Here is a 12,129-nt window from a genome sequence, read left to right as displayed (position 1 = left end):
CTCGCACTCCGTGTGCTCTGTTCTCGGGTGCCGTCAGGCGGCGGCGCGTTGCTCGCCGCCCTCGAACCATTCGATCAGCATCGTCAGCATGTGGCGCAGCGTGGCCTCCTGCTCCTCGATCCGCGCTTCAAGGCGGGCGATGTGCGCCCGGGCATCGGCAAGCTGCTCCTGCAACGCGGCGGCCGGCGCGGCGTCGTGCGCCGAAGCGCCGCTTTCGGATGCAACCCGACGCGCATGTTCGGCAGAAGCGGCGACTTCCAGCACGGCCTGCTGCAGTTCGTCGATCTGGGCATCGCGGTGCGCCAGCGCCGCTTCGATCATCGCCGCCGCCGCCGCCGCGTCGAGGCCGGCCCCGGCCGGCGCCTGTGCGACCTGTTCGGCTACGGTAGCGGCCGGCGCCGCCTGAAGCGGTTGCGCCGCCCTGGCCTGGGGAGCGACCAGCGCGATCGCGCCGTCGTCATCCAGTTCGCCCAGCACTTCCTCCAGCATCGCCACCTCGATCCGCGAACGCTGTTCGACGGCGCCGAGCAGCAGCAGGCGGTTGAGCACCTGGTTGATCCGGCGCGGGATGCCGCCGGTGGCGGCATGGATGCGGGCGTGGACCGCCTCGTCGAAGCTCGGGCTGCCCTGCCATCCGGCACAGGCAAGACGATGCTCGATATAACCGCGCACTTCCTCGGCGGTCATCGCGGTCAGGTGATGGGTCGCGATCACGCGCTGGCGCAGCTGTTCGAGCTGGTCGCTTTCAAGCAGCAGCTGGCGGAACTCCGGCTGGCCCAGCAGCAGGGTCTGCAGCAGCGGATGCGCGCCAAGCTGGAAGTTGGACAGCATGCGCAGTTCCTCGATCGCCGCGACCGAGAGGTTCTGTGCCTCGTCGACGATCAGCAGGCAGCGCCGTCCGGCCCGTGCCTCGGCGTGGAGGAAACTCTCGATCGCGCCGAGCGCCGAGGCCTTGTCATGGCCTTCGACCGCCAGCCCGAAGGCCTGTGCGACGACATGAACGATCTGCTCGCCGTCGAGCGCGCTGGTCACGACCAGCGCGGCGGTGAGCCGCGCGGGATCGATGGTCGCCATCAGGTGCGCGACCAGTGTCGACTTGCCCGCACCGACTTCGCCGGTGATGACCACGAAGCCCTCACCCTGCGCCAGCCCGTAGCCCAGGTAGGACAGCGCCTTGCGGTGCGTCGCGCTCTCGAAATAGAACGCCGGATCGGGGGTGAGTTGGAAAGGCCTCGCCCTGAGCCCGTAGAAGTCTTCGAACATTTCGCTGTTCTCCCGCGAAATTCTTAAAAACTGTACCGCAGCCCGGCGAGAGCCGATGCGGTCCAGTAATCGTCGATCAAGGCGTCATCGCGGCTCGATCCGTCGATGCTCACGGCCAGAGTAGCGCGCAATCGCCGCGCAAGCATCCGATAATACGAGATGCTGCCGCCATAGCCCATGCTGTCTCCGGTCAGCGGATCGTTGCTGGACAGCAGGTTGGCATAGACACTTGTCGACCAGCCCGCCTCGCGGCCGAGGCGGCCGGACAGGTAGGCGCTCAGCCACCAGTTCTCGTCGACCACGCCGTTGGCGGCGGCGAGGATGGAATCTTCCCGCGCAATATAGCTGCGCCGGTCGTAACCGAGACCGATCCCGGCATCGAGACGGCCGATCCGGGTGGCATAGCTCGCCGCGAACCCACGCGAACGGAACACCGCCGAACGCACCGAGCCCAGCGCGCCCGAAAGGCAGTTGCCGCCATCGATCGAGGACACGCAGCCGCGCAAGTCACCCGTCACCGGATTGGTCACCACCGTGAAATCGTCCGGCAGCGAATCGAGCGTCCGGTTGAGCTGGCCGCCGAAGGCCGAAAGGTTGTTGTAGACCGCCAGGCTCAGGCTGCTGCGGTCGTTGGGCGCCCAGGCCAGCGTGCCGCCATAGGCCGTGCCGCCGTACCGCCTCCCGAAATGGGCCGAAAGCGACGTGCGCGGGCTCGGCCGCCACATCACCGCCGCATCCCACAGCAGGCCGCTGACGTCGTAGGCCAGTTCGCGCGGCGCGCTCTTGTTGGTCTTGTAGCGGCCGTTGCTGCCGATCTCCGGGTTGCCGTCGGCATCGCGCTGGACGTCGCGGCTGGAGACCTCGACATCCTCGTAACCCAGCGCACCGACCACCTGCACGGTGCGGCTGACCGGCACCGTGACCATGGCCCGCCCCTGCAGGTCGCGCACGCGCTGGTCGAGGTTGGAGACGTCCTCCTGATAGAAGCTGCCGCCGACGCCGAGCCCGACCGGGGCCACCACATGCGGCTTCACCCCGGCCTCGACATTGGCCATCTGCGACACGCTGTGATCGAAGATGTCGGCGGCATCGCTACCCGGCGCGACCACGTAAGCATTGGGCTGCTCCACCTGCGTATAGCCGAGCAGGTAGTTCGCCTTGAGATCGATGTCGCCCGCGCGCGTCTGGTACGACGGGCCGCCGTAGACCGAATAGATGTTGGTGCGCGAGGAGCCCGGCACGAGGCCGCCGGACAGGGCCGAACCGTCGTTCCCGACACGCGCCTGGGTGGCGAGCGCGCCTGCCTCCAGCGTCAGGCCGGGCAGCAGCGTGGTGTAGCCGCGCGCGACGCCGCTGATGATGTCCCCGTCCCGCGCCCTGCCCCAGCCGATCTGCTTCTGGTAGCGGACCGAGGCCGACAGCGCGTTGTTGCGCCCCGATATGCTGGCATCGGCGCCGACCGAAAGCTGCGTCCAGGTCAGCACGTCATTGCCCGGCGAAAGTTCGGCGGTGACGACCTGGTCGACTTCGATGTAGGGCGTGACTTCCAGGCGGCGCGCGCCCTTCTGGCCGTTCCCGCTGCGGCGGGATGCCTTGTCGGACACGGCATCGCCCTCAGCGCTTGCGCCACCGCTCGGAGTGGTCGCATCGTAACCGATCGTCTGCGCCGCGCCGCCCGAGGGAGCCAGCAGCGCCGCCCCCAGCACACCGGCCAGGCTGGAGAGAAAATGGACAGGCTTCATCCGCTATACCCATAGTAGGCACCGAAGCGCCGTCCGCTCGGGCTGAACTGTGCCCCGTTGAGCAGCAGTTGCACGTTGGGACAGGCCGCCAGCAGCGACACCGCATCGTCGATGGCGCCCTGCCCGGTGCGGTCCGCCCGCACGATCACGACCGCCTGGCCGACATGCTTGGCCAATTCGGCGGCGGGCGATGCGGCCAGCGCAGGCGGGGAATCGAAGATGACGATGCGGCGCGTGGTGCCCTCGGTCAGCCGGTTCAGCACTTCCGCCGCGCGCGAGGAGGACAGATATTCGCTGTCGTTGACGGTGGTATCGCCCGCGGGCAGCACCCAGAGACCGGGCACGTCGGTGCCCAGCACGCAGTCGGCGACGTCGATGCGCTCGTCCATCAGTGCGTCCATCAGGCCCGGGCCGCCCGGCAGCCCCAGCGCCGAGAGGATCGAGGGCTTGGCGAAGTCGGCATCGACCAGCAGCACCTCGCTTTCCTTCTCCGCCGCGATCGCGAGTGCGAGATTGAGCGCGCAGTAGGTCTTGCCCTCGCCCGGATGCGGCGAGCCGATCAGGATGCGCTGGGCGGCGGGACCGGCGTTCTGGCGGCGCAGGTCGGCGGCCTGGACCAGCAACCGGCGCTTGACGATACGGAACTCTTCGAGGAGCGCGCTTACCGCACCTTCCGGCTCGATCAGCCCCTGCTCGCGCAAATGCTCACGGTCCACCGGGTGGCGGGGACCGGAAAAGACCACCGGAAGCAATCTGGCATCGGCAAGCGGACGGGCGAACGGGGCAGCCTCCGGCGGCGTCGCCATGAGCGGCGCTGCCGGCTCTGCCGGGGCGGCTTCAGGAATTGGAGCGGCTTCGGGAATGTCAGCGGCAGGCACTTCCACCATCGGCTGAACTGCCGGCGCAAGGGCGGCGCGAGGCTCTGGGCGAGGCTCTGGGCGAGGCACCGGGCCAGCGACCGGCGGCGCCACTGGAGGAACCACCGGCGGCGTCACGCGCGCAAAATCGAAGCGGCCTGCCGCCCGCTCGAGCAAGGACTCGCGGGGGCGGGGCTTGGGTTCGGTGTCGTCGGGCATGATGGGGGTGCTCCGGGCAACGCTGCTCTGATCCGTCATCGTCACGTCCCTTACGTCACCGTGCCGCGCTGGATGAACTCCACCGCGAGCAGGACAACAAAAAGACCGCAAAGCGCCGCGCCGGCACCGCAGAACAGCTTGATCCCGCGCCAGCGCAAGGCGCGCGCGCTATCGGTCATGTGCTGCGAGATCGCGCCGAGCACCGGCAGCCCGGTCGCCTTTTCGAGGCCCGCGCTGGTGGCGAACACCGAACGCACCTTGCCGAGCGCGAAGGCCGCCACGCAGCCGCCGCCAATACCGGCGATCAGCACGCCCAGCAGCAGCAGCGGGCGGTTGGGTGCCACCGGCTTGCGCGGGCTCGTCGGCGGATCGACGACCTGGAACTTCACCGCCTCGCGCCCGGTCTTCACTTCGCCGCGCAGGCGCAGTTCCTCGCGGTCCTGCAGGAGCTTGTCGTACTGGTCCTTGAGCACGTCGTAGTCACGGTTGATGCGCTGGGCCTGGGTCGCCAGTTCCGGGTCCTGGATCGCCGATGCCGTCAGCGAGGCGATGTCGGACTGGAGCCCGGCCTTGCGGGCAAGCAGCGCCTGCACCGATGCCTGGCGCTCCGCCCGGATCGACTGCAGCGAGCTGTAGGCCGGGTTCGGCGTGCCGCTGCCGCTGGCCGCCTCCTGCGCGGCCGGTCCCCTGAGCGCGGCGATCTGGTTGCGTGCGGCGATCACGTCGGGGTGATTGTCGGTCAGGCCCCGCGCGCGCATCGAGGCGAGGTCCGCCTGTGCACGGGATAGCGCCGCCCCCGCCCCGCCGCCGCCCGCCCCCGGGATCGTGCGCGGGATGCTGGAGAGCTGGCCGTCCATGGCCGCCAGCGCGCTCTGCGCGGCGATGAGATCGGCCTCGACGTCGCGCAGCTGGGTGCGCGAGGCATCGAGCCGCTGCACCACCGCCACGCCGCCTTGCGCCAGTTCGGGATGCTGCGCCTCGAAGGCGGTGCGGCGCTGTTCGGCGCTTTCCAGTTCCTTCTCACGCTGGCGCAGCTGCTGGTTCACGAAACTGATCGTCTCGACCATGTCGCCCTTGTCGCCCGAAAGGTTTTCCTCGCGGAAGATGTCGATCATCTTCTGGGCGATCTCGCGCGAGAGCGTGGCGTTTTCGGCATCCGAGAACGAGCGGTAGTCGGCCGTGGCGCTGATCTCGAAAAGATTGTCCTCCTGGCTGACGACCTTCACCTTGTTGCCCAGCTGGAGCACGGCCTGCTCCATCTGGCTGGGCGAGGCGATGGTGTTGCCAAGGCGGGTGCCGCGCACGACCTTTTCCAGATTGACCGCACTGGTCAGGGTCTGGCGGATACGTTCGATGTCGCGTTTCTTGTCGGCCACGCCGATGCCGACCTGCTCGGCCAGGGCATCGTCCAGCTGGATGAAGATACGCGCCTGCGATTCGTAGGCGTTGGGGATCAGGGCCACCGCCAGCCAACCGGCAAGACAGACCGCCCAGGCAACGGCCAGCGCGATCCAGCGCCGGTGCCAGACGCTGTAGATCGCCCCCATCAGTTCTTCGTACAGGCCGTTCATCTCCCCCGCGCCTTCCTCAGAACATGCTCTCGGGAATGATGATCACATCGCCCGGGCTCAGCATCACGTTGGCCTTGCTGTCGCCCTTCTTGAGCAAGTCGCCGAGCCGCAGGGCATATTCCTTCTGGGTGCCGCTGGACTTGTCGAAACGGATCAGCTTGGCGCGGTTTCCGGCAGCGTATTCCGACAGACCGCCCACCGCGATCATCGCGTCGAGCACGGTCATGTTGGCGCGATAGGGGATCGAGGCGGGTTTTTCGGTAGCGCCGACCACGCGGATCTGCTGGCTGAACGTGCCCGCGAAACCATCGACGATCACCGAGACGAGCGGATCCTGGATGTACTGCGAGAGCTGGAGGCGGATATCCTCGGCCAGCATCGCCGGCGTCTTGCCGACGGCGGGCATGTCGGTGATCAGCGGGGTGGTGATGCGCCCGTCGGGCCGCACCTGCACTTTCGCCCCGAGTTCCGGATTGCGCCAGACAAAGATCGTGAGCTGATCGAGCGGGCCGATCACGTATTCCTCGCCGGGGCCTTCCTGCATCGCCACGAACTGCGCGGGCGGCAATTCGGGATGCGAGGCCCCGCCCGCGCACCCGGCGAGCACCGTGCTGGCCAGCGCGGCGCCTCCGAGAAGTCGGGCAAAACGGGGGTACGACATAGGTTCTTCCCTCCAGCACCAGCTCCCGACCGGATGCTTCCCGATCGCGGATATGGCAGAATTCAGCCTCCGCTATCGGTTAAAAGGGTGAACATTGCGTTAGCCAAATTACCACGCATCCGCGAAAGTCCCAAAATGAGACAGGTCATTCATTTGTGTTAACGCGCTTTCAAACCAGCATTTCCCGGGCCGGCCCCTGCCCCAGAAACGCGGCCGGACTGGCGCTGGCTCCGTAAGCTCCCGCACAGAACACCGCGATCAGGTCTCCCACTTCGGCGCGCGGGAAACCGCCCTTGTCCGCCAGCTTGTCGAGCGGGGTACACAGGCAACCGACGATCGAGGCCTCCTCCTCCACCGGAGCACCAAAGCGCGTGGCGATGGCGGATGGATAATTGCGCCGCACCACGGTGCCGAAATTGCCGGAAGCCGCCAGTTGGTGATGCAGCCCGCCATCGGTGACGAGGAAGATCTCGCCATGGCTTTCCTTCCGGTCGACCACGCGGGCGATGTAGACGCCCGCCTCGCCCACCAGATAGCGGCCGAGTTCGATGCAGAAATCGGTCTGGGCGAGGCTGTCGGGCAGGGTTTCGAAACGTGCGCCCAGACGCCCGCCCACCAGCGCGAGATCGAGCGGGACGTCGCCCGGGAAATAGGGAATTCCCAGCCCGCCGCCGAGATTGCAGTGCGGCAGCGCCACACCGCTTTCCTCCGCCAGCCGCGCGGCAAGGTCGAGTGCCTGGCCCTGGGTTTCGGCAATCGCGGCCCCGTCGAGCGCCTGCGACCCCGCAAAGATATGGAAGCCGCGCCACTCGGCCCCGCTGGCAGCGACCTCGCGTACCAGTGCCGGCACCCGCGCCGCATCGATGCCGAATGGCTTGGCACCGCCGCCCATCTTCATGCCCGACCCCTTGAGGTCGAAATCCGGGTTCACGCGAATGGCCAGACGCGGCGCGCGGCCAAGTTTCTCGCCGATCGCAAATACCCGCCGTGCTTCGGCTTCGGATTCCAGATTGAGCGTCACGCCTGCTGAAATGGCCGCTTCCAGTTCGCGGTCGCGCTTGCCCGGCCCGGCAAAGCTGACTTTGCCGGGCTCGATTCCCGCGCCGCGCAGAATCTCCAGTTCGCCGCCCGAGGCGATATCGAACCCGTCGACCAGCCCGCTCATCAAGCCCAGCAGCGGCGCGAAGGGATTGGCCTTCACCGCGTAATGCAGCGCCAGCCGCGCCGGCATCGCCGCGCGCAACTGCGCCACCCGCTGGCGGACCAGATCGGCGCTGTAGAGGAACAAGGGCGTATCGCCGGCCTGTTCCGCCCAATCGGTCACCGGCCTGCCGCCGACCGCCAGCACGCCGCCAATCGCATCATAGCCTGCCGGGATCGGCCCCAGCGGCTTCACGAAACCGCTCCCGCCACTTGGGCCGCCAATTCGGCCGCCAGCCCGGTGCGGTCGATCTTGCCATTGGGGCCGATCGGCATCGCCTTGCGCCAGTGGATGGCCTTGGGGATCATGAAATTCGGCAAATCTTCCTTGAGCTTGCGCAGCAATTCTGGTTCCCGTTCCGAACTTTCCGAAGCCCCCCGGACAACAAGGTGGACCGCCTGACCCAGCCTGGGATCGGGCACCCCCAGCGCCGCGGCTTCGAGCACCAGCCCGGTCGCCAGCGCGGCCTCCTCGACTTCCTGCGGGCTGATGCGATTGCCCGCCGACTTGATCATGGCGTCACGACGCCCAACAAAATAGAGCAGCCCCTGGGCATCGCGCCGAACCCGGTCGCCCGACCACACGGCCATGCCGCCATAACGCGACGCCGCCGGAGCAGGCTTGAAGCGTTCCGCCGTGCGCTCCGGGTCCTGCCAGTAGCCTTGCGCCACGAGCGGCCCGGAATGGACCAGCTCGCCTTCCTCATCATCCTGAGAAATTTCACCCAAATCATTGATTACAAGGACTTCAGCGTGGGGAATTTCCTTGCCCATCGAGGTCGGATGGCTGTCGATCAGGGCGGGATCGAGATAGGTCGAGCGGAACGCTTCGGTCAGGCCGTACATCGCAAAAAGGCGCGCGTCCGGGAACAGGCTGCGCATGCGGCGGACGAGGTCCACCGTCAGCGCACCGCCGGTATTGGTGAGACGCCGCAGTTTCGCGGCGGTCCCGGCAGGCCAGTCCACTTCGGTGATCTGCACCCAGAGCGGCGGCACGGCGCCGAGCGTCGTGATGTCATGGCGTTCCACCGCCTTCACGACGTCGCGCGGCATCAGGTAGTCGAGCGGCACCACGCAGCCCCCGGCATGCCAGGTCGAGAGCAACTGGTTCTGCCCATAATCGAAAGACAGCGGCATCACCGCCAGCGTCCGGTCGTCCGCCGCCAGCCCCAGATAGTCATGGACCGCATCGGCCCCCAGCCAGAGGTTCGCATGGCTGAGCATCACGCCCTTGGGCCGCCCGGTGGAACCGCTGGTGTAGAGGATCGCGACAAGGTCATCGGGGTCGGCCGCGGACGGCGGCAGGTTGCCGCCCAGCGCTTCGGCGGCGACGAGTGCGGCACCTTCCTCGAAACGCTGGCAAGTATCGGGCACATCCCCTTCGCCCAGCGTCGCCAGCCGGGCGGGCGTAGCGATCAGCATCACCGCGCCGCTATCGGCCAGGATATGGGCAACCTGCGCATGCTTGAGCAGGGGATTGATCGGAACGTGGACCAGTCCCGCCCGCGCGGCCGCCAGCGGCATCAGGCAAGTCAGTTCCCCCTTGGCCGCCCAGGTCGCGACACGCGCGCCTTTTTCGGGAATTTCCTGCGCCAGCCATGCGGCAAGACGCGAGACACGCGATCTTAAGGCCTTGTAGTCCAGCGTCTCGCCGCGCAACACCAGTGCGGGGGCATCGTCGCTCCCGCGCAGCGCCAGATGGTCGAGCGGCAGGATCGGGTTTTCGGCAATGCCGCTCATGTCGAGGGAAGGCTCCGCAAGAGGTTCATGGCTACGTGGTAAAGATCGATTATCACCGCGATCTTAAGCAAGTGCAATCGGACGGCCAGCTAGCGCTGTGGCTTTCCGAGAGCAACCAGCACGCACCTTTCGACCGGCTGGAGTGGTTCACGATGCTGGCCGAGCACTGCGACCTTGCTCCGCTGATCGCCACGGCGCGCACCGTCAGCGACATCGCGGTGCTGCCACTAACCTCGAATCATTCTGAGATCAGAGGTCTATCAAATTGGTACACCTTTCGTTTTCGGCCGATGCTATCCGACGAACGGTTGCTGACCGCGCTGGCACGAGACCTCGCCCGGTCCACGCACCGCGTCTCACTGCAAGGCGTTCCTGACGAGGACGACAGTGCCAGCGTGCTTTCCCGCGCCTTCCGCAAGGCGGGATGGGTCGTCTTGCGTGAAGTCTGCGATTCCAATCATGTACTGCCGGTTGGTGGGCGCGATTATGAGGACTATCTCGCCTCGCGCCCCGGCCCGCTGCGCACGACGCTGAAGCGCAAGTCGGGCAAAGTCGCGACGACGATCTTCGATCACTTCGATGCCGGGGCATGGTCGGCCTACGAAGAGATCTATGCCGAAAGCTGGAAAGACGCCGAGGGCAGCCCCGCTTTCCTGCGCGCCTTTGCGGTTGCCGAGGGCAAGGCCGGGCGTCTGCGTCTTGGCGTTGCCCATGCAGGCGGTGAGGCGGTGGCGGCGCAGATGTGGACCGTGGAAGGAGGCACCGCGTGGATCCACAAGCTCGCCCACCGCGAAAGCGCCAAGGCGCTCTCGCCCGGATCGGTGCTGAGCGCGGCGCTGTTCCGTCATGTCATCGACATCGACAAGGTCGACCTCGTGGACTTCGGCACCGGCGACGATCCCTACAAGCGCGACTGGATGGAAATTGTGCGGCCGCGGTACAGGTTGGACATCTACCGCCCGCTCGATCCCAGAAACTGGCCCAGAATCTGGCGGGCAATCGCCAAACACGGCGCGCGGCGCCTTGCCGCAGCCGCGAAGCGCGGCTAGAGGCGCGAAAGGTTAAGACAATGCCCGAAGAGAGGGGCCATGCAAGACGATACCGACCTGCTGCTGCGCCGCATCCTGACCGATGTGCTGGGTCTGAAGCAGGGACAAGCCGAGACTTTCCAAGCCGATACCGGCCTGTTCGGACACCTGCCCGAACTCGATTCGATGGCCGTCGCGGGTCTCCTGACCGAGTTGGAAGACCGGCTGGACATCATCATCGAGGACGACGAGATCGACGGCGAGATGCTGGAGACGTTCGGCGGCCTGCTGGACTTTGCCAAGGCCAAGCGCACCGCCGCCTGAGCGGTCTTCATGGGGGGATCGACCGATGACCCCGCACCTCTGGCCCTGCCCTTTGCCTCATGGGGGAACCGGCGAGGAATACGCCCTCGCCTGCGATTCCGGCCGCGCCTTGCGCCTGCTGATCGTCCCGGCCCTGTTCGAGGAGGCAAACCGCTTGCGGCGGTTCTGCGCGGAGGTGATGCGCCGGCTCGACAGGGGCGGTATCGATAGCTTCGTGCCCGACTTTCCCGGCACCAACGAAAGCCTGCGCCCGCTTGGCGATCAGGACGCCGAAACATGGCGCGCTTCGATGACGGCGGCGGCCGGTCATTTCCGCGCAACGCATGTGCTGGCGCTGCGCGGCGGCTGCCTGTTCACGCCCGCAGGGCTACCCGCATGGCATTATGCACCCGTCAAAGGCGCCAATATCCTGCGCGCGATGATCCGGGCCCGCATCCTGGCGAGCCGGGAGGCAGGCCTGGATGAGAAGCGCGAGGCGCTGACCGAGACGGCGCAGGACCATGGCATCGTGCTGGCCGGTCATGCGCTGGGCCCGGCGCTGTTCCGCGACCTGGAAGCCTTTGCGCCCGATCCCGCCGTCCCGATCATCACCCAGGAGCAACTGGGCGGCAGCGGCCTGTGGCTGCGGGCCGAGCCGGACGAGGACGGCGCGCAAGCCGATGCCCTCGCCGCGCTGCTGGTCGAAGGGATGCGCGGATGACCCGGCGGCATTTGACCTTTGCCTGCGAGGGGGCGCAGCTTGTGGCAACCCTCGACGAAGCGCCGGGCACCACGGCCCTGCTGATCGTTTCCGGCGGCAACGAGACGCGGGCCGGGGCATGGAACGGACAGGCCCTTCTCGCCGCCCGGATCGCTGCCGAGGGCTATCCGGTGCTGCGCTTCGACCGGCGCGGCGTGGGGGACAGTGAGGGTGACAACCGGGGCTTCCGCTCCAGCGCGCCGGACATGGCCGCGGCGCTGGCCGCCCTTCGCGCGCAGTGCCCACACGTCTCGCGCGTGGTCGCATTCGGCAATTGCGATGCGGCGAGTGCGCTGATGCTCGCCGGTGGGGCCGGTCTGGACGGGCTGGTGCTGTCCAACCCCTGGACGTTCGACGAGGATGCCGCCGACGAGGCGCCCGCCGAAGTCGTGCGCGATCACTATCGGCGCAGGCTTACCGATCCGGCAGCCTTGAAGCGGCTGCTTACCGGAAAAGTCGCGGTTGGGCCGCTGCTGCGTAGCTTGCTAGCGGCAGCCCGCCCAGCTCCAGCCGTGCCGAAGGGCCTAGCTGCGGAAATCGCAGCAGGGATTGCCGATTTCAAAGGAAGCGTGCGTTTCTTGATCGCCGGAAGAGACCGTACGGGCCTCGCATTCATCGCGAACTGGAGCAAGGCCGACACCCGCCTGCAAACCCGCCCCGACGCCACCCATAGCTATGTCGAGCCGCAGGCTCAGGAATGGCTCGTGGAGCAAACCCTGCAAGTGCTGCGCGGCGCGTAGCGCAGGGTAAAACAAAGACGGTAATGGGGGTGCAGGGGGTATTAA

11 protein-coding genes are annotated in these 12,129 nt (G+C 67.2%); 4 read left to right on the top strand and 7 right to left on the bottom strand.

Going from position 1 to position 12,129, the window contains the following annotated elements; translation table 11 throughout:
* Positions 1–33: 33 nt before the first annotated feature.
* The 7 genes from CA833_RS14240 to CA833_RS14210 form a co-directional block, all read right to left on the bottom strand.
* On the bottom strand, positions 34–1,263 hold the full coding sequence (locus CA833_RS14240; RefSeq protein ID WP_207078389.1) for an XrtA/PEP-CTERM system-associated ATPase: 1,230 nt from the start codon (positions 1,261–1,263) through the stop codon (positions 34–36).
* Positions 1,264–1,286: 23 nt separating this feature from the next.
* Positions 1,287–3,005, bottom strand: a complete 1,719-nt coding sequence (locus tag CA833_RS14235; protein WP_207078388.1) for a preprotein translocase subunit YajC — start codon at positions 3,003–3,005, stop codon at positions 1,287–1,289.
* Complete coding sequence (locus tag CA833_RS14230; RefSeq protein WP_207078387.1) at positions 3,002–4,081, bottom strand: capsular biosynthesis protein; 1,080 nt, start codon at positions 4,079–4,081, stop codon at positions 3,002–3,004. The genes CA833_RS14235 and CA833_RS14230 overlap by 4 nt, the downstream gene beginning before the upstream one ends.
* 50 nt (positions 4,082–4,131) lie before the next feature.
* Positions 4,132–5,652 (bottom strand): XrtA system polysaccharide chain length determinant, encoded by a 1,521-nt coding sequence (locus CA833_RS14225; protein ID WP_207078386.1) that lies wholly within the window; start codon positions 5,650–5,652, stop codon positions 4,132–4,134.
* Between the two features lie 16 nt (positions 5,653–5,668).
* Positions 5,669–6,313: an XrtA/PEP-CTERM system exopolysaccharide export protein gene (locus tag CA833_RS14220; RefSeq protein WP_142634230.1), complete on the bottom strand. Its 645-nt coding sequence runs from the start codon at positions 6,311–6,313 to the stop codon at positions 5,669–5,671.
* Positions 6,314–6,482: 169 nt separating this feature from the next.
* Positions 6,483–7,709, bottom strand: coding sequence for a pyridoxal-dependent decarboxylase, exosortase A system-associated (locus CA833_RS14215; protein ID WP_207078385.1), 1,227 nt, complete (start codon positions 7,707–7,709; stop codon positions 6,483–6,485).
* Positions 7,706–9,253, bottom strand: coding sequence for an acyl-CoA ligase (AMP-forming), exosortase A system-associated (locus CA833_RS14210; RefSeq protein ID WP_207078384.1), 1,548 nt, complete (start codon positions 9,251–9,253; stop codon positions 7,706–7,708). Before CA833_RS14210 ends, CA833_RS14215 begins: the two co-directional genes overlap by 4 nt.
* Before the next feature lie 35 nt (positions 9,254–9,288).
* Between CA833_RS14210 and CA833_RS14205 the strand changes: the two genes are divergently transcribed.
* From CA833_RS14205 to CA833_RS14190, 4 genes are read left to right on the top strand one after another with little or no spacing between them, the layout of a single operon-like run.
* Positions 9,289–10,302: a GNAT family N-acetyltransferase gene (locus tag CA833_RS14205; protein ID WP_207078383.1), complete on the top strand. Its 1,014-nt coding sequence runs from the start codon at positions 9,289–9,291 to the stop codon at positions 10,300–10,302.
* A gap of 39 nt (positions 10,303–10,341) precedes the next feature.
* Positions 10,342–10,605, top strand: coding sequence for a phosphopantetheine-binding protein (locus tag CA833_RS14200; protein WP_142634238.1), 264 nt, complete (start codon positions 10,342–10,344; stop codon positions 10,603–10,605).
* 25 nt (positions 10,606–10,630) lie between these two features.
* The gene (locus tag CA833_RS14195; protein WP_207078382.1) at positions 10,631–11,305 is read left to right on the top strand and encodes a hypothetical protein; all 675 of its coding nucleotides are present in this window, start codon (positions 10,631–10,633) and stop codon (positions 11,303–11,305) included.
* Positions 11,302–12,084: a hydrolase 1, exosortase A system-associated gene (locus CA833_RS14190; RefSeq protein ID WP_207078381.1), complete on the top strand. Its 783-nt coding sequence runs from the start codon at positions 11,302–11,304 to the stop codon at positions 12,082–12,084. The genes CA833_RS14195 and CA833_RS14190 overlap by 4 nt, the downstream gene beginning before the upstream one ends.
* Positions 12,085–12,129 lie beyond the last annotated feature (45 nt).

The organism is Novosphingobium sp. KA1, assembly GCF_017309955.1.
Lineage (GTDB): Bacteria > Pseudomonadota > Alphaproteobacteria > Sphingomonadales > Sphingomonadaceae > Novosphingobium.
The sequence above is the reverse complement of the archived record's forward strand: the minus strand, read 5'-3'. Positions and strand labels throughout refer to the sequence as shown.